General features: G+C 63.8%; 20 protein-coding genes. 11 read left to right on the plus strand and 9 right to left on the minus strand.

Translation table 11 applies throughout. The features are described from left to right. Positions 1 to 14: 14 nt before the first annotated feature. On the minus strand, positions 15 to 683 hold the full coding sequence (locus FJV80_RS13880; protein WP_142876667.1) for a haloacid dehalogenase type II: 669 nt from the start codon (positions 681 to 683) through the stop codon (positions 15 to 17). Here FJV80_RS13880 and FJV80_RS34540 point away from each other — a divergent pair. The 8 genes from FJV80_RS34540 to FJV80_RS13915 all read left to right on the plus strand — a co-directional run bounded on the left by FJV80_RS34540 (position 682) and on the right by FJV80_RS13915 (position 9,402). Further along, positions 682 to 822 (plus strand): hypothetical protein, encoded by a 141-nt coding sequence (locus tag FJV80_RS34540; RefSeq protein ID WP_185975208.1) that lies wholly within the window; start codon positions 682 to 684, stop codon positions 820 to 822. The two genes, FJV80_RS13880 and FJV80_RS34540, sit on opposite strands and share 2 nt — an antisense overlap. Before the next feature lie 180 nt (positions 823 to 1,002). Further along, positions 1,003 to 1,842, plus strand: a complete 840-nt coding sequence (locus FJV80_RS13885; protein ID WP_095790435.1) for a GNAT family N-acetyltransferase — start codon at positions 1,003 to 1,005, stop codon at positions 1,840 to 1,842. A gap of 13 nt (positions 1,843 to 1,855) precedes the next feature. Continuing rightward, positions 1,856 to 3,229: an aspartate aminotransferase family protein gene (locus tag FJV80_RS13890; protein WP_142876668.1), complete on the plus strand. Its 1,374-nt coding sequence runs from the start codon at positions 1,856 to 1,858 to the stop codon at positions 3,227 to 3,229. Between the two features lie 238 nt (positions 3,230 to 3,467). Continuing rightward, positions 3,468 to 4,190, plus strand: coding sequence for an HAD-IA family hydrolase (locus FJV80_RS13895; RefSeq protein WP_142876669.1), 723 nt, complete (start codon positions 3,468 to 3,470; stop codon positions 4,188 to 4,190). A 64-nt stretch (positions 4,191 to 4,254) separates the two neighbouring features. Continuing rightward, complete coding sequence (locus FJV80_RS13900; protein ID WP_142876670.1) at positions 4,255 to 5,865, plus strand: ABC transporter substrate-binding protein; 1,611 nt, start codon at positions 4,255 to 4,257, stop codon at positions 5,863 to 5,865. A gap of 86 nt (positions 5,866 to 5,951) precedes the next feature. Next, entirely contained in the window at positions 5,952 to 6,902 is a 951-nt protein-coding gene (locus FJV80_RS13905; protein ID WP_095775982.1) for an ABC transporter permease, read from the plus strand. Beyond that, a complete protein-coding gene (locus FJV80_RS13910; protein ID WP_095775964.1) occupies positions 6,899 to 7,750 on the plus strand; it encodes an ABC transporter permease in 852 nt (283 codons plus the stop codon). The genes FJV80_RS13905 and FJV80_RS13910 overlap by 4 nt, the downstream gene beginning before the upstream one ends. Then, complete coding sequence (locus tag FJV80_RS13915; protein WP_095790425.1) at positions 7,747 to 9,402, plus strand: ABC transporter ATP-binding protein; 1,656 nt, start codon at positions 7,747 to 7,749, stop codon at positions 9,400 to 9,402. Before FJV80_RS13910 ends, FJV80_RS13915 begins: the two co-directional genes overlap by 4 nt. Before the next feature lie 76 nt (positions 9,403 to 9,478). Here FJV80_RS13915 and FJV80_RS13920 read toward each other — a convergent pair whose 3' ends face one another. After that, a complete protein-coding gene (locus tag FJV80_RS13920; RefSeq protein WP_027167818.1) occupies positions 9,479 to 9,955 on the minus strand; it encodes an Lrp/AsnC family transcriptional regulator in 477 nt (158 codons plus the stop codon). 223 nt (positions 9,956 to 10,178) lie between these two features. Here FJV80_RS13920 and FJV80_RS13925 point away from each other — a divergent pair, with 223 nt between their 5' ends. Continuing rightward, a complete protein-coding gene (locus FJV80_RS13925; RefSeq protein WP_142876671.1) occupies positions 10,179 to 11,504 on the plus strand; it encodes an FAD-binding oxidoreductase in 1,326 nt (441 codons plus the stop codon). Between the two features lie 38 nt (positions 11,505 to 11,542). On the opposite strand, the gene FJV80_RS13930 is transcribed toward FJV80_RS13925, so the two are convergent. From FJV80_RS13930 to FJV80_RS13950, 5 genes are all read right to left on the minus strand, one after another. Continuing rightward, a complete protein-coding gene (locus FJV80_RS13930; RefSeq protein ID WP_142876672.1) occupies positions 11,543 to 12,910 on the minus strand; it encodes an FAD/NAD(P)-binding oxidoreductase in 1,368 nt (455 codons plus the stop codon). Beyond that, positions 12,907 to 13,209, minus strand: coding sequence for a (2Fe-2S)-binding protein (locus tag FJV80_RS13935; RefSeq protein ID WP_095793293.1), 303 nt, complete (start codon positions 13,207 to 13,209; stop codon positions 12,907 to 12,909). Before FJV80_RS13935 ends, FJV80_RS13930 begins: the two co-directional genes overlap by 4 nt. Then, positions 13,206 to 15,191, minus strand: a complete 1,986-nt coding sequence (locus tag FJV80_RS13940; RefSeq protein ID WP_142876673.1) for a hydantoinase B/oxoprolinase family protein — start codon at positions 15,189 to 15,191, stop codon at positions 13,206 to 13,208. Before FJV80_RS13940 ends, FJV80_RS13935 begins: the two co-directional genes overlap by 4 nt. 4 nt (positions 15,192 to 15,195) lie before the next feature. Further along, the gene (locus FJV80_RS13945) at positions 15,196 to 17,274 is read right to left on the minus strand and encodes a hydantoinase/oxoprolinase family protein (protein ID WP_142876674.1); all 2,079 of its coding nucleotides are present in this window, start codon (positions 17,272 to 17,274) and stop codon (positions 15,196 to 15,198) included. Positions 17,275 to 17,363: 89 nt separating this feature from the next. Further along, a complete protein-coding gene (locus tag FJV80_RS13950) occupies positions 17,364 to 18,263 on the minus strand; it encodes a LysR family transcriptional regulator (RefSeq protein ID WP_142876675.1) in 900 nt (299 codons plus the stop codon). A gap of 236 nt (positions 18,264 to 18,499) precedes the next feature. Here FJV80_RS13950 and FJV80_RS13955 point away from each other — a divergent pair, with 236 nt between their 5' ends. Further along, positions 18,500 to 19,621, plus strand: coding sequence for an FAD-binding oxidoreductase (locus FJV80_RS13955; RefSeq protein ID WP_142876676.1), 1,122 nt, complete (start codon positions 18,500 to 18,502; stop codon positions 19,619 to 19,621). A 566-nt stretch (positions 19,622 to 20,187) separates the two neighbouring features. Here the strand turns inward: FJV80_RS13955 and FJV80_RS13960 are convergent. Beyond that, a complete protein-coding gene (locus FJV80_RS13960; protein ID WP_095775973.1) occupies positions 20,188 to 20,439 on the minus strand; it encodes a hypothetical protein in 252 nt (83 codons plus the stop codon). Between the two features lie 115 nt (positions 20,440 to 20,554). Beyond that, on the minus strand, positions 20,555 to 20,857 hold the full coding sequence (locus FJV80_RS13965; RefSeq protein ID WP_142876677.1) for a hypothetical protein: 303 nt from the start codon (positions 20,855 to 20,857) through the stop codon (positions 20,555 to 20,557). 232 nt (positions 20,858 to 21,089) lie between these two features. Here FJV80_RS13965 and FJV80_RS13970 point away from each other — a divergent pair, with 232 nt between their 5' ends. Beyond that, a complete protein-coding gene (locus FJV80_RS13970; RefSeq protein ID WP_095775974.1) occupies positions 21,090 to 22,232 on the plus strand; it encodes a helix-turn-helix domain-containing protein in 1,143 nt (380 codons plus the stop codon). The last annotated feature ends 41 nt before the right edge of the window (positions 22,233 to 22,273 follow it).

Here is a 22,273-nt window from a genome sequence, read left to right on the forward strand (position 1 = left end):
GCAATCCGCCTGTTTCAGAGACCGACGACGCCTGCAAGACCCGAAATGTCCGATATCTCGACATAGCCGTAATACGGGTTGGCCGGTTCGTGGCCGCGATTGACCCAGACCTTGTTCTTGATGCCGAGATCGTGTGCCGACATCAGGTCGTAGCGGAAAGAGGACGAGCAGTGAAGAACGTCCTCCGGACCGCAACCCAGCCTGTCGAACATGTATTCGAAAGCCTGGAAGCGGGGCTTGTAGGCCTGCGCCTGCTCTGCCGTGTAGACGGCATGGAACGGCGCGCCGAGCTTTTCGACATTGGACATGATCTGAGCGTTCATCGCGTTGGACAGGATGACCAGCGGAATTTCCTTGGCGACCTTCGCCAGGCCCGCCGGGACGTCGGCGTGCGGTCCCCAGGTCGGCACGCGCTCGTAGACCATCCTGGCGTCGTCCGGGCTGAAGGCGAGGCCGTTGCGCTTGCAGGCGCGTTCGAGCGCGTTGTGGACGACGTCGGCGTAGGGCTTCCAGTCACCCATGATCTCGTCGAGCCGGTACGCCGCGAAGTTCTTGATGAACTCCTGCATGCGCGGCTCGTCGAGCCGGCTGCCATAGAGGTCGCGCGCCGCTTCCGCCATCTGGAAAAAAGTCAACGTGCCGTAGCAGTCGAAGGTGATGTATTTGGGCCTGAAGGAAGCCATGTCCGTCGATCTCCGGTGGAAGCACATCCGCGTTGGGATGTTTTTCATCATAGAGCGGCAGGCGGCGGGCGACCTGACCGAAATCGCCCTTCCGAAAGCAGAAAGTTCCGTATCCGCCATCCGCTTTGGCACGCTGTAGCATCTGGCATGCCGATAGCTGCGCCGCGCGCGGCGTGAAGCGCCCCCGCCGCGGACGGTGCCAGCACAAGATGCGGCACACCCCTCGCGCTACGGCGAAAGATACTGTCCAAGCCAAAGCCTTCAGATGATCTGCGGCACGCCGATGGCCGAAACTTGTCGTCAGACGGAAGGATGCCTCATGCCGCAGGGCGACATTGAACTCCGAGCCTTCGGGCCCGACCATATCGAGGGAGCCGTAGTGCTTTCTCGCCAGGAGAATTGGCCACATCGCCCGCAGGACTGGCAGATGGCGCTGCAGCTTTCGAACGGCGCGGTCGCGCTCGACGATCAGGGCCGCGTCACCGGAACTATCCTGGTAACGCCCTACGGCGCGGATTGCGCCATGATCAACATGGTGATCGTCGACAGGAACGCGCGCGGCAAGGGGCTTGGGCGCCGGCTCATGGATCAGGCCTTCGCCTTGGCCGGGGACCGTCCGCTGCGGCTCGTCGCGACGGCGGACGGCATGCCTCTCTATGAGAAACTGGGGTTCGTGCCCTCCGGCGCCATTCTGCAGCATCAAGGCAAGGTTGCGGAGCTTGGCGAGCCCGATGGCGTAGAGGCCGCAAGCATCGGCGATCTGCCTGAAATCAAGGCGCTGGACCGCGACGCCTATGGCGCCGACCGTGAAGCACTGATCGATGCGCTGGCCGAGCGCGGCCAATTCGCCGTCATCCGCCGCGACGGCGCCATCGAGGCCTATGCCGCGATCCGGCCGTTCGGACGCGGCGAGGTGATTGGTCCGGTCATCGCGGGAAGTATCGACGAGGCGAAGGCCCTGATCGGCTTCTTCGCCGCCCCGCGCGCCGGCGCCTTCCTGCGCGTGGATACCGGCAGCGGGACCGGCATCGCCGGCTGGCTCGAGGAAATCGGCCTCACCCATGTCGGCGGCGGCATAGCCATGGACCGTCCGCCCAAGACGGTTGCGGAGCAGGCCAGGCCAAAAGTTTACGCCCTCGCCAACCAGGCGCTGGGATAGTCGGAGGACAACAATGCTCGCCAATTCCCTGATCGAACTCGATCGCGCCCATCTCATCCACCCTGTCTCTTCATACCGTGGTCATGAGGCGCAGGGCGTGCGCGTGTTGAAATCGGCGAAGGGCGCGACCGTCACCGATGCGTCCGGCCGGCAACTTCTCGACGGTTTCGCAGGGCTGTGGTGTGTCAATGCCGGCTACGGCCATGACAGCATCGTCGAGGCAGCGGCCAGGCAGATGCGAGAGCTTCCCTACGCCACCGCCTATTTCGACCTCGGCTCGGAGCCGGCCATCCGCCTCGCCTCGGAGCTGGCCGAGCGCGCGCCAGGCAACCTCAACCACGTCTTTTTCACGCTTGGGGGGTCGGACGCGGTCGACAGTACGATCCGGTTCGTCCGCTACTACTGGAATGCCAGGGGCGAGCCGAAACGCGATCAGTTCATTTCCATCGAGCAGGGTTATCACGGCTCGTCGGTGGTCGGCGCGGGCCTGACCGCCCTGCCCGCCTTTCACGCCGGCTTCGGCATTCCCTTCGAATGGCAGCACAAGATCCCCTCCCCCTATCCCTACCGCAACCCGGTCGGCCAGGACGGCAACGCGATCATCGCCGCATCGCTCGCCGCGCTGAAGGCCAAGATCGAGCAGATCGGGCCGGAGCGGGTCGCCGCCTTCTATGCCGAGCCGATCCAGGGCTCGGGTGGCGTCATCGTTCCACCGAAAGGCTGGATCAAGGCCATACGCGAACTCTGCCGGGAGTACGGCATCCTGTTCATCGCCGATGAGGTGATCACCGGTTTCGGCCGCACGGGGCCTTTGTTCGCCTGCACCGATGAGGACATCGTTCCCGATTTCATGACGACGGCGAAGGGTCTGACCTCGGGCTATGTTCCCATGGGCGCCGTGTTCATGGCCGATCATGTCTACGACGTCATTGCCGATGGCGCGGGCGCCTCGGCCGTCGGTCACGGCTACACCTATTCCGCCCATCCCGTCAGCGCCGCCGTCGCGCTCGAGGTGCTGAAGCTCTACGAAGACGGCCTTCTGGAGAATGGCGTCAAGGCCGGCGCCCGCCTGATGGCAGGACTGGCAAGCCTGAGCGACCACCCCCTCGTTGGCGACGTGCGCGGACGCGGAATGCTTGCCGCGATCGAACTGGTGGTCGACAAGCAGAAGAAGACGCCGCTTCCGGCGTCGGCCATGCCGGCGCGGCGGGTCTTCGACAGGGCGTGGGACAATGGCCTCATCATCCGTGCCTTTGCGCATGGGGTTATCGGCTATGCACCGCCGCTCTGCTGCACCGATGCCGACATCGATGCGATCATCGAGCGCACGCGCCGGACGCTCGACCAGACGCTGGACGATCCCGATGTCCGTCAGGCTCTGGCATGATGGCGGCGAAATATGTCGTGTCTCGAAATATCGCCGGGGCAGACGATTTCGCAATTTTGTGCCGCCCCCTCGCGCCTTTTCGGCGAATCCAGCGCGGGGGAAGTGCCAGACTGCTCCATAAGACAAGGCCAGAAAGCCCGGATTTCCGGGCATTCAAAAAGGGCCGACGCCCCCGACAGCACGGAATTTTGTTCTGTTCAACACATGCAATTCGGCCGTACGCAGAGGAGAGCCAGTCTTGGCCGGGGGCTTTAGCGAATTCAAATACATGACCTTCGATGTGGTCGGCACGCTGATCGACTTCGAAGGCGGGATCACGACCTGCCTGGCGGGAATTGCCGCCGAGGCCGGCGTTTCGATCGATGGCGACGAGGCGCTGGCCTTTTACCGGCAGGCCCGCTACATGCCCGATGCGGGCCTGTTTCCCGACGATCTCGCACGTGTCTACAGAGTTATCGCGCCGCGGCTCGGCCTGCCGGCCGAGGAGAAATACGGCGTCCGCCTGCGGGATTCGGCCAGCGTCTGGCAAAGCTTCCCCGACAGCGCGGCGGCGTTGGCGGACCTTGCGAAGTCGCACAGATTGATCGCCATGACCAATGCAAGGCGCTGGGCGCTCGATCATTTCGAGAAGCAGCTCGGATCGCCCTTTTTCGCCACCTTTACCGCCGACGATACAGGCACGGAGAAACCGGACCCGGCCTTCTTCCAGAAGGTCTTCGATTTCGTGGCCTCACAGGGCGACAGCAAGGACGACATCGTGCACGTCGCGCAAAGCCAGTACCACGACATCGGCATATCCCGGGCGCTTGGTATGACCAATTGCTGGATCGAGCGCCGGCATGCCCAGAAGGGTTTCGGCGGCACGATCGAGCCCGAGCGTTTCACCGCGCCGGACTACCACTTCACGTCAATGGCGGCCCTTGCCGCCGCCGTGCGGGAAAGCCTGAAGGAACGAACCTGAGCCCAAGCCCGGAAAGCCGCAGCAAGACGAGCGACCCGGAAAAACAAACAGAAAGGGGAATGATATGACCGACAAAATCACGAACTGGACCAGCGCAGACGATGCCATGGTCGAGAATGCCATTCGGCGGGGCGCGAGCCGCCGCGAACTCCTCAAGATGCTGCTGGCCGGCGGCGCCGCGATCGCCGCGGGCAGCTTGGTACTTGGCCGCGCCACCAATGCCGTCGCCGCCACGCCGGTTTCCGGCGGCAGTTTCAAGGCCGCCGGCTGGTCCTCCTCGACCGCCGACACGCTCGATCCGGCAAAGGCGTCGCTGTCGACCGACTATGTCCGCTGCTGCTCGCTCTACAACCGCCTGACTTTCCTCGACAAGGATGGCGTCACGCAGATGGAGCTGGCTGATAGCTTCGACAGCAAGGACGCCAAGACCTGGACCATTAAGCTGCGCAAAGGCGTCACCTTCCACGACGGCAAGGACCTCACCGCCGAAGACGTTGTCTTCTCGCTGAAGCGCCATCTCGACAAAGCGGTCGGCTCCAAAGTCGCCAAGATCGCCGCGCAGATGACCGGCTTCAAGGCAGTCGACAAGTCGACCGTCGAAATCACGCTGGCCGACCCGAATGCCGACCTTCCGACCATCCTGGCGCTGCATCACTTCATGATCGTCCAGGACGGCACCACCGACTTCTCCAAGGGCAACGGTACCGGCGCCTTCGTGCTGCAAACGTTCGAACCGGGCGTGCGTTCGGTCGTCACCAAGAACAAGAACTACTGGAAGTCGGGCAAGCCACATCTCGACTCCTTCGAGTTCATCGCCATCAGCGACGACAGCGCCCGCGTCAACGCCCTGCTTTCCGGTGACATCAATTTTGCCGCCTCGATCAATCCGCGCGCGATGAAGCTCATCGGCGGCCAGCAAGGCTTCGAATTGTCGAAAACCACCTCGGGCAACTATACGGACCTCAACATCCGGCTCGACATGGATCCGGGCAATAAGGCCGACTTCGTCGCTGGCATGAAATACCTCGTCAACCGCGAGCAGATCGTCAAATCGGCATTGCGCGGCCTCGGCGAAATCGGCAACGACCAGCCTGTCTCGCCGGCGAACATCTTCCACAATGCCGACCTCAAGCCGAAGGCCTTCGACCCGGACAAGGCCAAGTTCCACTTCCAAAAGTCGGGCCTGCTCGGCCAGTCCATCCCCGTGGTCGCGTCCGATGCCGCGACGTCGTCGATCGACATGGCGGTGATCATCCAGGCCGCCGGTGCCGATATCGGCATGAAGCTCGATGTCCAGCGCGTGCCGTCCGACGGCTACTGGGACAATTACTGGCTCAAGGCGCCGATCCATTTCGGCAACATCAATCCGCGCCCGACGCCCGACATCCTGTTCTCGCTGCTCTACGCCTCCAACGCGCCCTGGAACGAAAGCCAGTACAAGTCCGAGAAGTTCGACAAGCTGCTCGTCGAGGCGCGCGGCTCGCTCGACCAGGCCAAGCGCAAGAAAATCTACGGCCAGATGCAGACCATGGTCTCCGAGGAGGCCGGCACCATCATCCCGGCCTACATTTCCAACGTGGATGCTCTCTCCAGCAAGGTGAAGGGTTTGGAGGCGAACCCGCTCGGTGGCATGATGGGCTACGCAATGGCGGAATATCTCTGGCTCGAAGCCTGAGAGGCGCCTGCCAGGGACCGGACCGCCGGTCCCTGGCACCGATTGCGCAACATGGCTTGGCCGAACGCAACCGCAGGAGCGCTTCCATGACGTCTGGGGTTCTAAACCTCGTGCTGAAGCGGCTGGCAATCGCGGTCGTTACACTTCTGATCGTCCTTTTCGCCGTGTTTTTCGCCACCAGCATGCTGCCTGGCGACACAGCGTCGATCCTGCTCGGCCAGGCGGCTACACCCGAAGCCGTCGCCGGCCTGCGCGAGGCCATGCATCTCAACGATCCGGCAATCCTGCGCTTCCTACGCTGGCTTCTCGGCCTGCTCCACGGCGATCTCGGCACTTCCTATGCCAACGAGATGCCGGTCGCGGCGCTGATCGGCGGGCGCTTCGTCAACACCATGGAGCTCGCCGGCATCACCACGCTGCTCTCGGTGCCCCTGGCGCTGACGCTCGGCATCACCGCCGCCATGTTGCGCGGTTCCCTCTACGACCGCACCGTCACCATTCTTGCGATCGGCGTCATCTCCGTGCCCGAATTCATGGTCGCGACCCTCGCGGTCCTGCTTTTCGCCGTTTATCTCAAATGGCTGCCGGCACTGTCCTCGGTCAATGAGGCGCATACGCTGACCGACCTCGTGCGCATCTATGCCATGCCGGTGATCACGCTGACCTTCGTCATCTCGGCTCAGATGATCCGCATGACCCGCGCCGCGGTGATCGAAACGCTGTCCACGCCTTATGTCGAGATGGCGCTGCTCAAAGGCGCCTCACGCGGCCGCATGGTGCTCAAGCACGCACTTCCCAATGCGCTCGGGCCGATCGTCAACGCGGTTGCGCTGTCGCTGTCCTATCTGGTCGGCGGCGTCATCATCGTGGAGACGATCTTCAACTATCCCGGCATCGCCAAGCTGATGGTCGATGCGGTCGCGACCCGCGACCTGCCGCTGATCCAGAGCTGCGCGATGATCTTCTGCCTCGGCTACCTTCTGCTCATCACGATCGCCGACATCATCGCCATCATGTCCAACCCGAGGCTCAGATGACGATGGCCCGCGTGGCAGCTTCCCAACGGTCCTTGCTGGGCCACAGCTACAACCTCGTGGGTGTCGTCGCCTCGCTGGTCATCCTGGCGTGGACGCTGATCGCCATCTTCGCGCCCACCATCATTCCCCATTCGATCGGCGACATCGTCGACGACGATTATTTCGGTCCGATGCGTCAGGGCTTATGGCTCGGCTCGGACTATCTGGGGCGAGACATGCTCTCGCGGGTGCTAATGGGTGCGCGCTACACCGTCGGCATATCGCTCGCCTCCGTCTGTATCGCCTGCTTTTCCGGCGTCGTGCTGGGAATGATCGCGGCCGTCACCGGCGGCTGGCTCGACACCTGCCTCAGCCGCTTCCTCGACGCCATGAACTCCATTCCCAGCAAGCTGTTCGGCCTTGTGGTCGTTGCCGCGGTCGGCTCGTCGATCCCGGCGCTGATCCTGACGCTCGCCGTCATCTACATACCGGGCGCCTACCGCTTCGCGCGGGCGCTCGCCGTCAACATCAACACCATGGACTTCATGACCGTCGCTCGCGTCCGCGGCGAAAGCACCGCCTATCTCATCGGGTCAGAGATCCTGCCCAATATCATGCGCCCGGTGCTGGCCGACTTCGGCCTGCGCTTCGTCTTCATCGTGCTCTTGCTGTCCGGCCTGTCCTTCCTCGGGCTCGGCCTGCAGCCGCCGCTCGCCGACTGGGGCGCGCTGGTGCGCGAGAACATAGGCGGCCTGCCCTTCGCAGCTCCCGCTGTCATCGTTCCCTCGCTGGCGATCGCTAGCCTCACCATCAGCGTCAACCTGCTGATCGACAATCTGCCGCAGAAGATCAGGGACAGGGACGCATGACCAATCTCGTCGAGGTCAGGAACCTGAGGATCGAGGCGACGACCGACGCCGGACGCGTCGTCGAAATCATCAAGGGCGTCAGCCTCGACATCGCCGACGGCGAGATCGTCGCCCTGATCGGCGAGAGCGGCTCGGGCAAGACGACAATCGCGCTCTCCCTCATGGGCTATGCGCGGCCCGGCTGCCGGATCACCGGCGGCGAGATCAATGTGAACGGCAAGAACATGGCCGCGCTTGCCGAAAAGCAGCGCGCCAAATTGCGCGGCACCGACATCGCCTATGTTCCGCAAAGTGCCGCCGCCTCCTTCAACCCTTCGTCCACCATCATGGAGCAGGTGATCGAGGTTACGCGCATCCACGGGCTGATGCCGCCGGAGCAGGCACGAAAGCGCGCGGTCGAGCTGTTCCGGGCGTTGTCGCTGCCGGACCCGGAAGGGATCGGCGCCCGTTATCCGCACCAGGTTTCAGGCGGGCAGCTGCAGCGGCTGTCGGCTGCGATGGCGCTGATCGGCAATCCCAAGCTGATGATCTTCGACGAGCCGACGACGGCACTCGACGTGACGACGCAGATCGACGTGCTGAAGGCATTCAAGTCGGTCATGCGGGCCGGTGGGATAGCGGGTGTCTACGTTTCCCACGACCTTGCGGTCGTCGCCCAGATCGCCGATCGCATCGTTGTGCTGAAGGGCGGCGAAATGCAGGAGGCCGGCACCACGGCTCAGATCCTTTCGGCTGCACAGCACCCCTACACGCGCGAACTGCTGGCTGCCTTCGAACCGAAACCGAGGCAAGCAGATGCGGACGCCGATGCCGGCACGAAGCCGTTGCTGCGTATCGACAATGTGACCGCCGGCTATGGCTCGTTGCGGGCCGACGGACTGCCGCTTGTCCGCGCTGTCAATTCCGTCAGCCTGGTCGTCGAGAAGGGGCGCAATCTTGGCGTCATCGGCGAATCCGGCTGCGGAAAATCGACGCTGGCGCGCGTCATCGCCGGCATCCATCCGGCGGCGGCCGGCGACATCGTCTTCGACGGCAGGCAACTGGAGCGCGCCGCGGGCAAACGCAGCCAGGACCAACTGCGCGAGATGCAGATCGTGTTCCAGTATGCCGATACCGCGCTCAATCCGGCCAAGCCTGTGGAGGACATCATCTCCCGGCCGCTGGCCTTCTATCACCAGCTCGACCGGCAGGCGCGCTCGAAGCGCGTCGACGAACTGCTCGACATGGTTCGCCTGCCCCGGACGTTGCGCTACCGTCGCCCGTCGGAGCTCTCGGGAGGCCAGAAGCAGCGGGTGAACTTCGCGCGCGCTCTGGCGGCCGGGCCCAAGCTCATCATCTGCGACGAAATCACCTCGGCGCTCGACACGGTGGTGGCGGCCGCCGTGATCGAACTGCTCAAGGAGCTGCAGCGCGAGTTGGGTCTTTCCTACATTTTCATCAGCCACGACCTCTCCGTCGTCGAAGCGATCTGCGACGAAATCATGGTCATGTACAATGGCGAGCGGGTGGAGCAGATCACGCCCGACAGACTGAAGGCGCCCATCCACCCCTATTCGAAGCTTCTATTCTCCTCCGTGCCGAAGCTCGATCCGACATGGCTCGATGGCCTCGTCCGCGACCCCGAGCTGGTCAGCCAGTACGGTCACCGCTGATGCATTTCGCCCAGAAGTGTGCAGCGGTTCTGGGGCAAGGACAGGCATCAAAGCAAAAACTATAGGCGGCAGTGCCTCACCTCGGAAACAGGCTGGGCAGCGGCATGTGCGCCTTGACGATCGGGGACTTCAGCACCACGAAGCTGAAATACTTGTCGATGCCGATATCCATGTCGGTCAGCCGCTCCATGATGGTCTGGTACTCGGCGATGCCGGCGGTCACGAATTTCATCAAATAGTCGTAGCCGCCCGACACGAGGTGGCATTCGATGACCTGGTCAATCTTCTCCACAACGGCGAGAAAGCGGGCGAAGTCGACCTGGCGATGGTTCTTCAAGGTGATTTCGGTGAACACGGTCAGCGTCTGGCCGAGCTTGCCGATATTGACCTGCGCGGAATAGCCTTCGATGTAGCCTTCCGACTGCAATTTCTTCACCCGCATCAAGCACGGGCTCGGCGACAGATGCACCAGATCAGCCAGTTCCACATTGGTGATGCGGCCGTTCTTCTGCAATTCGTATAGAATCTTGATGTCGATCCGATCCAGTTTCATGGCCGTCTCCGCAGAACGCATGCCGCAGCACAAAATGCTGCCTTGCTCGTAGGCATTGACACTACCACAGCCCGTTGGCCTGTCCATCCAAGTGGACAGCGCTTTGAAACGCAGTGGCTCCCGATTTCGACCGGGCTGCCGGAATAAAATTCTGCTTCAACTTCAACTGCGGCAGCGGCTGCCTGCACAACACGGTAGATTGGCGCGTCAAGGCAGAGAGACCATGCGCGCACCACTGCAGCAAATCGAGACATCTGGCGAACCGCCGCGGACCGCGGACGCGGTGGTGATCGGCGGCGGCATCGTCGGCATCTTCGCGGCCTATTATCTGGCACGGCGCGGCCTGAAGGTGGCGCTTGTCGAAAAGGGCCGCATTGGCGCCGAGCAGTCCTCGAGGAACTGGGGATGGTGCCGCCAGCAGAACCGCGACGTCCGCGAACTGCCGATGGCGACCCGAAGCCTTGAGTTGTGGGACAGCTTCGCGACGGAAAGCGGCCAAGACACCGGCTTCCGCCGCTGCGGCCTGCTCTATCTCAGCAATGACGAGGCGGAACTGGCCGGCTGGGTGCGTTGGCGTGACTTCGCCAGGACGGCCGGCGTCACCACGCACATGCTCGACAGCGCCGAGGCCAGCGAGCGGGGTCGCGCCACTGGCCGGACCTGGAAGGGCGGTGTCTTCTCGCCGACCGACGGCACCGCCGATCCGTCGCGGGCCGCGCCCGCGGTCGCCCGCGCCATCCTCCAGCTCGGCGGCTCCGTGCTCCAGAATTGCGCCGCGCGTGGCATCGAGACCGAGGGCGGACGCCTGAGCGGCGTGATCACCGAAAGCGGGACGATCCGGACCAAGGTGGCGGTGCTGGCCGGCGGCGCCTGGGCATCCTCCTTTTGCCGGCAGTTCGGTTTCCGCTTTCCGCAGGCGTCGATCCGCTCCTCCATTCTGTCGGTCTCGCCCGGCGCCGAGGGACTGCCGGATGCGCTGCACACGGCAAGGATTTCGGCGACTCGACGCGGCGACGGCGGCTACACGCTCGCCATAAGTGGACGCGGCCGCGTGGACGTGACGCCGCAGCAGCTGCGCTTCTCCTCGCAGTTCCTGCCCATGTTCCTGAAGCGGTGGCGCAGCCTCGCGCCCGGCGGCCTGCAGGGCATGTGCTCGGGCCACGAAACGCTCCGCCGCTGGCGGCTCGACCAGCCGACGCCGATGGAGCGGATGCGCATCCTCGATCCGGCCCCGGACCAGGCTACTATCCGCCTGACCCATGCCCGGGCACTCGAACTTCTGCCCGAACTTCGAAAGACCAGGATCAGCGCGGCCTGGGCCGGCTACATCGACAGCACACCGGATGGCGTGCCCGCTATCGGCGAGATTGATACCGTTCCGGGTTTCTTCCTGGCTGCCGGGTTCTCGGGACACGGCTTCGGCATCGGGCCCGGCGCCGGGCACCTCGTCGCCGATCTGATGACCGGGTCGCAACCGATCGTCGATCCGCAATCCTATGATCCCAGGCGCTTCGACACTTCGGTCTGGGGAAAGGTTGCCGACTTTTAACCCAAAGTTCCGGCACTCCAGATCGCTGTGAAACCGCATCAGCCGTCCCGCAGCAAAGCGCCGACAGGCGCCGGGCGGACAGGCGCTTGCCCGCGCAACCGGCCTACTGTAGCGGGCGTGCAGCCGGTCTGCGCCGCGATGAGTTCGACGGCGGCCAACTGACAATAGCGTCCCTGGCATCGCCCCATGCCGACGCGCGACAGCGATTTCACCCTGTTCGCTTCGCCGCTGCCGAAATCCACACTTTCGCGTACATCTCCGGCGGTCACGTTCTCGCAACGGCAGACGACCGCGTCGTCGGGGAGTGCCCGCATCATCGCGGCAGGCCAGGGAAAGGCGCAAGCCATGCCAAGGGCAAAGCGCTCGAACCGCGCAAGCTCGCGCAGATCGGCCGCGGTGGAAGGCGCTGGAAATCCAAGATCGGCAAGGCACGCCGCTGCCGCCAGACGCCCCGCGATCTCCGCAGCGTCTGCTCCCAGAAGACGAGCTCCATCGCCCGCGAGATAGGTCCCGTTGCCAGCGCGCCCCATCTGGTCGGTCTTCGGCAGCCATTGCCGCCACTGCTCGTCATAGGTGAAGGCGCATCCCGCCAGGTCGGACAGATGCGTCTCCGCCCGCAGGTGCCAGCCCATGCCTATCATGTCGCAAGGAGTGCAGTGCTCCCAGCCGCTGGCGTCGCGCCAGCGCATTGCCGTGACACCTTTTTCGTCAGCCTCGATCCGCTCGAGCGTCACGCCCGCATGGTAGCGGCCGCCGAGCCTTGCTCGCAGGGCCAGACCGCGCAGCGCCACCAGCGGTCGGGCGGCAAGCTGCCAGAGCCCCCGCATCTGCTGATGCCAGGGAGAAGTGTCCAGCACCGCCGCCACATCGGCTCCAGCCTTGACGAGCTGGGCGCCGACCAGCGTCAGCAAAGGCCCCGATCCGATTAGGACGATGCGCCGCCCAAGCGCCACGCCCTGCGCCTTGAGCGCGATCTGCGCCGCGCCGAGGCTGTAGACGCCGGCGTTCTGCCAGCCCGGGACCGGAGCGACACGGTCGGACGCGCCGGTGGCAAGGATCAGGCGGTCATGGAAGATCACCTGCACGCCGCCCTCCCCCAGCACATGCAGCCTACCCTTCTGCACGGCGATGACCGAGCTTCCCGCGCAATGGGTAAGGCGCCTCTCTTCGGCCAGCCGGTCGAAGAGCTGATGCAGCGCGCTGGCCTTCGCCGCCTCCGATCCGTAGAGTTGTTTCGCGGTGCGAGCGAATCCGGCAGGCGGACGGCGATAGATCTGCCCGCCCGCGCGCTGCCCCTCGTCGATCACCACCGGATGGAGCCCGGCCTCGACCAGCATGGCTGCGGCCCTTATGCCGGCAGGGCCAGCGCCGACTATCACGATCCGAGGCGGCGTCGTCTCGCTCATGGCCAGCTCTCCGGCGTCGTCGTGCGTAACCGCAGACCTTCCACGATAAGGGCCGAGCACGCCCGCAGGCGTGGTCCCTCGTCCTGCCACACCCAGCAATCCTGGCAGGCTCCCATCAGGCAGAACCCGGCGCGCCACTCGGGCCCGAACTCGGATTTTCGCAATACGTGGCCTGAAGCCAGCATGGCGGTCAGCACGGTGTCGCCCGCCAATGCACTGCACATCTGCCCGTCGAGATAGAAATGCACCTCTGCCCGGTCGAACTCGGCCAGCCTGACGATACGGCCGGCGATGATCATTCCGCGGCCTCTCGCACGGGGCGCGGACGCGGCAGTTCGGGGAAGCGTTCGCAGACAGCATCGAAGGCCGCCTGGACGCCCTCCGGTCCCCAGCGCCCCTTCATGCGGCGGAAAATCTCCGTCTTGGTGAAGAACCGCCAATGGATCGGCAAACCAATTAATATGGCAGTGAGCCGGTCATAGGCGTCCGGCGTCCACTGCGCTTCGTAGCCGTCGCGCTCCGGACCGAAATGGAAGTGGCCGGCGGCCGGCTCCTGCCGCGCACGCAGTTGCCCCGTTGCCTGCTCGTCGATCTCGCCGCCACGGATGACGACGCCATAGTCGTGCTCGGCAGCTGTCGTCGAGACGTAGCCGCGCCGCACATCCTGTGCGACCCGCCAGGGTTCGCGTTGATGTGGATCGCCGCGTCCGCCGCCTCCGGCGGAGCGGATCTCAAGCACATCGCCGGGCTGCAGCACAGTGGTATCAATGTTGCCCAGCCGCCGCTCGTGCTCGGTCCCTGGATTGACGATCATGTCCGACAGGCCGGCCGCCTTGCCGCCCAGCACGCCCCAGGGACGGAAGAAGCTGCGGTCGCGGTTGCGGGCCGTGATCCTGGAATCAGGAGCGAAGACGCGGAAGGCCATCTCTGTCGCCAGCCCGCCGCGCCAACGGCCCGCGCCGCCGCTGTCCTTGGCGAGCCCATATTTCACGAATTCGACCGGGGTCTCGGTCTCGGTAATCTCGATCGGCGTGTTCTTGAGATAGGCGGCATCCGCGCCTGATCCATTGGTCCCATCGCGATGCGGCATCGCGCCGCCGCCGCCCACCACGGGATTCACCGCCGTGATGACGGTCCGGCTGGTGCGCTCGTCAGTGGTCATGACGTTGACGATGCAGTTGTTGCCGGCCGGCGCCGCGGGCAGGCGCTCGGGCATCACCTGCGAGAAGGCACCGAAGATGACCGACCGCAGTCGGGCGCAAGTGAGCGAGCGCATGCCGACAGCGGCGGGATGGACCGGGTTCAGCACCGAACCTTGAGGCGTGATGCAGGTGAACGGCCGGGTCAGGCCGGTGTTGAGCAGGATCTTCGGGTTGAGTGTGTAGAGCACGTAGTAGACGCCCACCAGCAGCATGGTGTGTCGCGGGTCGCCGCCCGAAGGCACGTTGAGCGAGGAGCCGAGCTGCGGATCGGAGCCGGTGAAGTCGAGCACCGCCGCATCGCCCTTGATCGTCAGCCTCAGCTTCAGCCGGCACGGATTGGCCTCGACGGAATCCTCGTCGGCATAATCGCAGAATTCCCATGTGCCGTCGGGCATGGAACGCAGCACGTCGCGCGCCTGCGCTTCCGCCTGGTCGAGAAGCGCGGAAACGCCTTCAATGAAGCCGGTCTTGCCGAACTTTCGCACCATTGCCTGGATCTTGCGCTCGCCGGTGTTGAGCGCGCCGACCAGCGCCTTGATGTCGCCGATGTTGAGGTCGGGCTTCCGAACATTGGTGCTCATGATCCGCAGGATCGACTCGTCAAAGATGCCCTCATTCACCAGCTTCATGGGCGGAAAGCGGATGCCTTCCTGATGGATTTCGGTCAGCGCCCGGCTGAGCGAAGCCGGCACCGCACCACCCATGTCGGTGTTGTGGATATGGCCACCGGTCCAGGCGACGATGTCGCCGTCGACGAAGACCGGCTTCCACAGATGCGTGTCTGGCGCGTGCGTGGCGACGTGGCCGGAATAGGGATCGTTGGTGAAGGCGACATCTCCCGGCCGGTAGTCGTCGACCATCGCGATCGCGCGGTGATACGAAAGCCCCGGGTACCAGGTGGCACCGAGTTCCATCGGCACGGCGAAGGTCGCGCCTGAACGGTCCATCAGCATCACCGTGAAATCCTGCGTCTCCTTGACGAAAGCGGAGTGCGCGGTGCGATGCAGCGTGTGCGCCATGTTCTCGGCGGCCGCGCGGGCATGGTTCGCCAGAACCTGTAGGTTTGTCCGGTCAAACATGGCGTTACTCCGCGAAGGTCAGCAGAAGGTTGAGATGGCGGTCAACCCTTGCCTGCGCTCCGGCAGGAATGGCGAAGGTGGTGTCTTCCTGAACGACCACGGCAGGCCCGTGGAACGTGCTGCCCGGCACGAGGGTCTGCCGGTTGTGGAGGTCGACGGTCTCGACGCTCGCGCCCGTGTAGACGGGAAGACGACGCGCCGGGATTGCCGGAGCGTTGATCTCGTCGGTCTCCGGGAGGGAGAGCTTCGGCCCCGCGCCCACTGCGGACAGCCGGACGTTCACGAGCTCGATCTCGCCATCAACGTCGTGGAAGTCGTAGAGCTGCTGATGGGTGAGATGGAAGGCCTGCGCGATGGCGACCGCATCACCATCTGCCAACCATTGCGGCGACAGGACAACCTCGATCTCATAGCTCTGCCCGACATAGCGCATGTCGCAGGAGAAAGTGAGGTTCGCGGCCGCGTCGTGCCCCTGCGCCGCAAGCCAGTCGCGTCCCTCTTGCGCCAGCGCCTCGAAGGCCTCGCGAATTCCGGCGAGCGACACGCCCGAGAGCGGGGTGAAGATGGTGCGAATGAAATCCCCGCGCAAATCCGCCACCAGTCCGCCGAGCGCCGACACCACGCCGGGGCGTCGCGGCGCCATCACGCGCTTCATACCGAGTTCGCGGGCAAGAAAAGCGCCGAGCATCGGCCCGCCGCCGCCGAAAGGCATCAGCGTGAAGTCGCGCAAGTCGACGCCGGCGCGCGAGGCGAGCTTCTCGACCTCGACGAACATCTCCGACACCGCGATATCGAGGATCGCCTGCGCGGTCTGCTCGATGGGGCGGCCGAGCCGGGTGGCAAGCTCGCCGACCGCGCGATGCGCCAGGCTGGTATCGATTCTGAGCTGGCCATAGGCCATCTCGCTGTGACCGAGCCATCCGCACACCACCATGGCGTCCGTCACCGTCGGCCTCTCGCCGCCACGGGCGTAGCAGGCCGGTCCCGGCGCCGAACCGGCCGATTCCGGTCCAACCCGTAGCACCCCCTGCGCATCGACACTGGCGATCGAGCCGCCGCCGACGCCGATCGAGCTGACCGACACGGAGGGGATATGGAGAGGAAATTCGCCGATCAGCTCGCCGGTGCCGAACTGCGCCTCGCCGCCGATAATGAGCGCGAAGTCGGCCGAGGTGCCGCCGATGTCGAGTGTAAGAATCTTGTCTTCGCCTGCCTGACGCGCCAGCCACGCGGCGCCGATGACACCGGAGGCCGTTCCCGACAAAAGCATATTCACGCAGGCGCGCTTGCCCTCGGCAGCGTTCATCAATCCGCCGTTCGACTTCGTCAGCATCGGACGGGCCGGCACGCCGCGACTTTTCAACCGCTGTTCCAGCGCCGTCAGATAGCCGGAGACGCGCGGATGGACATAGCCGTTGAGGATGGCGGTCGAGCTGCGCTCGTATTCGCGGATGACCGGCCAGACCTCGGCCGAGGAGAAGACGAAGAGGTCGGGCGCAAGACGCGCGATCGTCGCATTCACTGAAACTTCGTGGGCGGCATTGCGCCAGGAATGGAGGAAGGACACGACAATGCCTTGCGCCCCGTTTGCTTTTGCCACTGCCACCGCCCTTTCCACCGCCGCCATGTCCGGCGCCCGGGATTCGCTCCCATCGGCACGCATGCGGGCCGGGATGCCGAAAACCATGTCGCGCGAGATCAGCGGATCCGGCCGCGCGCAGAACAGCGAATACATGTCCGGCATGCGCAGCCGCGCCAGTTCGATGACGTCCTCGAAGCCGGCATTGGTGAACAGCGCGAGCGGTGCGCCCTTGCGCTGGATGATCGTATTGATGCCAACCGTCGTACCGTGCACGAAGCGCGTCATACGGGCAGGATCAAAGCCTTCGCGTTCGGCCAGAAGCGTGAGGCCCGTCATCAGCTCGGCGCCCGGATCCTCCGGCGTCGTCAGCACTTTCAGCGAGGCGACGCGACCGGAGCGGGCTTCCAGCGCGCAGAAATCAATGAATGTGCCGCCGATATCGACGCCGACCTTCCAGTCGGTTTCGTTCCGCGCCTCGTTGGCCGTGATGACACCATCCATGATGCGTCCCTTCCTGTCTGCCAACCAAAGCTGACACGACAGGATTGCCAGGGTCCAAGACGTATGACGAGGAACGATATAAGTCTTGCTTATGCCCTGGCACCGCCCAGCACGACGGAGCAGGCGGTGCGGATCTGGTCGCGCATCATCTCATCGGCCCGCGAGAGAGCCCGTGTGCGCGACGTGAGCAGCGCGATCGGAAATTCCGGCCCATTCGCGAGCGGCCTGACGGCAAGCCCGGCAAACTGGTGCCAGGGCAGCAGCGCGTCGACCAGGGCGACACCCAGGCCGGCCTGAACGAAGCCGACCGCCGAGATGGAGACGTCGATCTCGAGCGACGGCGAAAGCGCCACACCTTGCGCGCGGGCCGAGTGGGCCAACTCGTCGGCGGGGCGGGTGTTTCCGCGATAGGATATCAACTCTTCCCCGGCGAGATCGGCGAGGCTCAACTCGGTTTTCCCGGCCAATTCATGCCCGGCGGGCAGCAGGCAGGCGAAGCCGACGCTGCCGATCACCTCCGCATCGATATCGGGAGGCAGCCGGTCGTCCAAGGCCACGCCGAGGCTGGCATCGCCGGCACGCAACATGTCGACGATTGCGGCGATCGGCGCGCTGTGGGAACGCAGCAAAATATCGGGATGCTGCGCCCGGAAGCTGGTGAATGCGCGCGGCAAGATAGCCATGGCCGGCGGCGGCGAGGCCGCGACCCGCACCAGCCCCGTCCGGCCCAAACGTAGGTCGGTGGTCTTGCGGCGCAAGCCCTCCAGCCCCGCCGACAGCCTCTCGGCATCGGCGAAGATCTCGAGTGCCTCCGGGGTCGGCCGCAGCCGGCCCTTCACCCGCTCGAACAGCGTGAAGCCGAGTTCGTCCTCGGTGTGGAGCAGGATCTGGCTGAGCGCGGGCTGGGAGATGTTCAGCATCCGCGCCGCGGCGGTCACGGTGCCCGAGCGCATGACGGCGATGAACACTTCGAGCTGACGGGCACGCATTGCCACTCCATAGGCTAAGCTTATGGCTGTTGTCCAAACGCATCTTTGACGCAATCAAGCGGTGCCGACAAGATCGGCGCCTTCAGGGATTGTCCGCTCCGCGCTGGATGAGGATGACATTTGGTCGAATAGCCATCATCCAGCTCTTTGTTGGAGCATGATCTCTGGACAAACGGAAACCGTTTGTCCGAGAAAGCCGGTTCCCACTTTTCGGGATCATGCTCTAGGGAATAACCATGGATGTGATCGTGCTGGGCGGCGGACTGATGGGGACGGCTTCGGCCTATTTCCTCGCCCGGCGCGGCGCGCGCGTGACGCTGATCGAGCGCAATCGGGTCGGCACCGGAGCGACAGTCGCCTCCTTCGGCAACATCCGGCGCACGGGACGCCATCTGTCCCAGCTTCCACTCGCCCACCGCTCGCTCCGACTGTGGGGCGAAGCCGAAAGGATGCTTGGCCGCGACGTCGAGTTCCGCGCCACCGGTCATGTCCGGCTGATCTTCGATGAAGGAAGCCTTGCCGACATGCGGGCCTATGCCCAAGCCGCGCAGCCCTGGGGCCTCGACCTGGAAGAACTCGGCCCACGCGAGATTAGCGCCCGCTTTCCCGGCCTCGGCGCCGACGCGATCGCCGCGTCATTCTCTGCGCATGACGGCAGCGGCAATCCACGGCTGATAGCGCCGGCCTTTGCCGCAGCGGCCCGCAAACTGGGGGCGCAAATCATCGAGGGAGCCGAGGTCGGGAAGATCACCTATACGGGCTCCGGTTTCCTTGTCACCAGTTCGATGGGCACATTCGCCTCCGAGTGCCTGCTCAACACCGCCGGAGCCTGGGGCGCGCGCATCGCCGCTGGGTTCGGCGAAGAAGTCCCGCTTGACGCCCGCGGTCCGCAAATGGGCGTGACCGAACCGCTGCCGCATCGGATCCTGCCGGTGGTCGGCATCTGGACGCGCGACAAAGACCATGGCGCCTATCTACGCCAGGTCGAACGGGGCAACATCGTCTTCGGCGGAGCGGCCGAACGGGTGGCGGTGGACCTCGATCCGGGTCATGCCAGCGCCGACCCCATGCGCCTGCCGACGCAGTTGCGGGCAGTGGCGCGGCTGCTGCCGGCGATCGCAAAGGTCGCGGTCATCCGCACCTGGTCCGGCTGCGAGGGCTATGTCAGGGACATGCAGCCGGTGATGGGACGCTCGGCGACGACGCCAGGGCTATTCCACGCCTTCGGCTTCAGTGGGCACGGCTTCCAGCTCGGCCCCGGCGTTGGCGACGCCATGGCCGAACTCATTGTGACCGACCGCTGCGAAACGCCGCTCGATGATCTCAGGATCGATCGCTTCAACCACCGCCTGAATTGACGAGAGCGTCTTTGCTCGATCTACGTCACGTTCCGGTGTCGTTCCTTTCCGACCCACCGATTTGCACGCCTTAGTACGTCAAAACCCTCCGCGAGACAGTCCGGCATTTACTTCAGACGCTGCAACCTGTCAGCTCAGTCGGACCGTTGGAAAGGAAACGCAGAACCGTCGGGCGCACTTGATGCGTAATGAAGAACGGAGAGCGGGAAGAGTCGCCATTTTTTATTGTCACGGTATCGCGGCACACAGTCAGCTCTATTGGACGGTTCAGTCCGCAGCCTTATCACTAAACGGCCGAGATGGGGCCGGGTATCCGACTGGCAGCTTCAGGGGGGAAGACCATGCGAGAAAGCGGACATTATCACCGACGCCACGGAGGTGAGTTTAGGGCCCCCCTGGGCGCTTGCAGGAATCCATTCGACCGCCCATGGCGGGCATGAAGCAGTGCAACCACGTCAGCAGGCGGCGATGACCAACGCGGGAGAATAGCCTGCAATCTCCCCGTTGCCAGATCATCAGCCACATCCCACGCGCTTAGTACCATGATCCCAAGCCCGGCAACCGCTTCACACTTTCCTGGAATTGCTCTGGTGCTCGGTTCCCGGAGCCTTTTGCCGACGAGACCTGACCGCCTCCAGAAGTTCGCGCTCGCTGGTGTGCGCATTTCGAAAAATGGCCACAACCATCACCGCCAAGATTTCTGCGTCCGGGTCCAAAGGGTCGAGATTCTCATCCGCGCAGACCTGATCGAACACGCGCTCGCAATTAGCCAGGTCGAGGGGGCTCAGGCAGGTGTGATTGAAACGCCGACGCAGCATCTGTGCGAACCTTTCAGGGCCTGCCCCCGTGCTTGGCGGCGGGCTTTTACTGATAAACCGCTGACGTGATGGAATCCTTACGTGATAATATCGCCCACAGTGTATTGGAATAAGTTTATCTGCCGCCTGATGATTCCTCTGTTAAGAGTCCCAAAATCAGCGCACACTCACGAGCTTTATACTGACCAGCAATCATAAGCTGGTAGTAATCTTGCCGCTTGTGTTCCGGGACATGAAATCCTCGCCGAAAATCCGCCGCCTCTTTCGCGGTTCGAGTGCAGCCGAGTTTACTGGCGGTGACTTTCAAACTCGCCAGTGAGCATCCGATCTTTTCCGCAATAACTTTCAACGGCTCGTTGTTGCCATATCCATCAAGAATTATCTTGCGGCGAGCCTCACTGTTGAGCTTTGCGTTCATGTCGGTAGCCTCCTCGACTAATATTTCACCATGCCAGAATCTATACGCATCGAGTCGAAGAGTGTCGTTATCTTCGCATCCAGAAACTTATCTCGGAATGCATTTCTTGCTGCGATCCAGCGTGATCGCCGCTTTTTGTCGACTTGGGTTCCGCAGTCTTGCCAGATGCCTGACGTACACCACATGATTGTGGGGGGCATGGGCATACCCGATTCGGATATGGCACCACGCGATGGACACTAAAAGGCAAGACGAGGCCCCTGCGCGGCAGCTGCGGGACCTTGATCGGCGTCGTTGGCCGCGCGAAGGTCCACCTCACAATGAGGCTGCTCCGCCGCTCGGGCCGGCGCTCGAACCTTTGTCCTTTTCAACGCTCGAACTGGCGCCAGAGGATCAATTCGCCGCATGGCAAGCGCATATGACACCGCTTGTCGAGGTCAGGTTGCCGGATGACAAATTGCCGGACGATGGCTTTCCCGCCGACCACACGGCTTGGAATCTCGGCGGCATGCTGATCGTTCAACAGCGCGCGCCGGCACATAGCTACATGCGTTCCGCCGCGAAGCTCCGATCCAGTTCGATCGATCACTGGTATATCGTCTTGCCACGTACTGGCCGGTCGTGGACGGAGGTGGATCGCCGCGTTGCGGAAAACCTGTCGGGCAAATTGGAGATCAGATCGCTTGGCTATCCGTTTCGCGGGAGGGTAACGGACTCGGAAAGTCTCTTTCTCTATCTGCCGCGTGATTTGTTCTCTGATGCGGCGTCAACCCTCGACGCAAAGAACAATTCAATTCTGTCCGGCAACTTTGCCGACCTCTTGGTCGACTACGTCAATAGCGTCGAAGCAAGACTGCGCAGTCTGACGGCTGAAGATCTGCCCCGCATCGTACACGCAGCGCGCAGCATGATCATTGCCTGCCTCGCGCCTCCGACGGAACATGCTGCGGCCGCTGAACAATTGGCGAGTGTCGCGCTGATGGAGCGAGCGCGTCGATACGTCCAAAACAATCTGGATGCGGCTCATCTGACGCCGGATTCAATGTGCCGGGCTCTCGGCGTATCACGCTCCCGTCTCTATCAATTGTTCGAACCGAGCGGTGGTGTTCTTCATTACATACAAAGCCGCCGCCTTCTGGCAGCCCATGTTGCGCTTAGCGATCCGGCGGACAGCCGGCGGATTGTTGATATTGCCGAGGCCTTCGGGTTCAGTTCAGCGGCTAATTTCAGCCGAGCATTCAGCAAGGAATTCGGTTACAGCCCCCGCGAAGGCCGCAGTACTGTGGTGTTGCCGCGCCCCGCCCACTCTGTTTCGCTTGCTGAACACGAGAAGGCCTCTTCCTTTGAAGGCTGGCTCAAAGCGCTCGGACACTGAGTACAGGATCGGCGATGGTTGAGGTGGGGCGGGCTCAAGAC

Origin of the sequence: Mesorhizobium sp. WSM4310 (assembly GCF_007003935.1) — a bacterium.
GTDB lineage: Bacteria > Pseudomonadota > Alphaproteobacteria > Rhizobiales > Rhizobiaceae > Mesorhizobium.

Excerpts from the sequence above, each read along its gene's own strand:
- FJV80_RS13945 (WP_142876674.1), bottom strand. The coding sequence starts at position 17,274 with ATGGATGGTGTCATCACGGCCAACGAGGCGCGGAACGAAACCGACTGG.
- FJV80_RS13930 (WP_142876672.1), bottom strand. The coding sequence starts at position 12,910 with ATGAGCGAGACGACGCCGCCTCGGATCGTGATAGTCGGCGCTGGCCCT.
- FJV80_RS13915 (WP_095790425.1), top strand. The coding sequence starts at position 7,747 with ATGACCAATCTCGTCGAGGTCAGGAACCTGAGGATCGAGGCGACGACC.
- FJV80_RS13880 (WP_142876667.1), bottom strand. The coding sequence starts at position 683 with ATGGCTTCCTTCAGGCCCAAATACATCACCTTCGACTGCTACGGCACG.
- FJV80_RS13935 (WP_095793293.1), bottom strand. The coding sequence starts at position 13,209 with ATGATCATCGCCGGCCGTATCGTCAGGCTGGCCGAGTTCGACCGGGCA.
- FJV80_RS13910 (WP_095775964.1), top strand. The coding sequence starts at position 6,899 with ATGACGATGGCCCGCGTGGCAGCTTCCCAACGGTCCTTGCTGGGCCAC.
- FJV80_RS13890 (WP_142876668.1), top strand. The coding sequence starts at position 1,856 with ATGCTCGCCAATTCCCTGATCGAACTCGATCGCGCCCATCTCATCCAC.
- FJV80_RS34540 (WP_185975208.1), top strand. The coding sequence starts at position 682 with ATGTCCGTCGATCTCCGGTGGAAGCACATCCGCGTTGGGATGTTTTTC.
- FJV80_RS13965 (WP_142876677.1), bottom strand. The coding sequence starts at position 20,857 with ATGAACGCAAAGCTCAACAGTGAGGCTCGCCGCAAGATAATTCTTGAT.
- FJV80_RS13905 (WP_095775982.1), top strand. The coding sequence starts at position 5,952 with ATGACGTCTGGGGTTCTAAACCTCGTGCTGAAGCGGCTGGCAATCGCG.
- FJV80_RS13925 (WP_142876671.1), top strand. The coding sequence starts at position 10,179 with ATGCGCGCACCACTGCAGCAAATCGAGACATCTGGCGAACCGCCGCGG.
- FJV80_RS13920 (WP_027167818.1), bottom strand. The coding sequence starts at position 9,955 with ATGAAACTGGATCGGATCGACATCAAGATTCTATACGAATTGCAGAAG.
- FJV80_RS13950 (WP_142876675.1), bottom strand. The coding sequence starts at position 18,263 with ATGCGTGCCCGTCAGCTCGAAGTGTTCATCGCCGTCATGCGCTCGGGC.
- FJV80_RS13900 (WP_142876670.1), top strand. The coding sequence starts at position 4,255 with ATGACCGACAAAATCACGAACTGGACCAGCGCAGACGATGCCATGGTC.
- FJV80_RS13955 (WP_142876676.1), top strand. The coding sequence starts at position 18,500 with ATGGATGTGATCGTGCTGGGCGGCGGACTGATGGGGACGGCTTCGGCC.
- FJV80_RS13960 (WP_095775973.1), bottom strand. The coding sequence starts at position 20,439 with ATGCTGCGTCGGCGTTTCAATCACACCTGCCTGAGCCCCCTCGACCTG.
- FJV80_RS13970 (WP_095775974.1), top strand. The coding sequence starts at position 21,090 with ATGGACACTAAAAGGCAAGACGAGGCCCCTGCGCGGCAGCTGCGGGAC.
- FJV80_RS13885 (WP_095790435.1), top strand. The coding sequence starts at position 1,003 with ATGCCGCAGGGCGACATTGAACTCCGAGCCTTCGGGCCCGACCATATC.
- FJV80_RS13940 (WP_142876673.1), bottom strand. The coding sequence starts at position 15,191 with ATGTTTGACCGGACAAACCTACAGGTTCTGGCGAACCATGCCCGCGCG.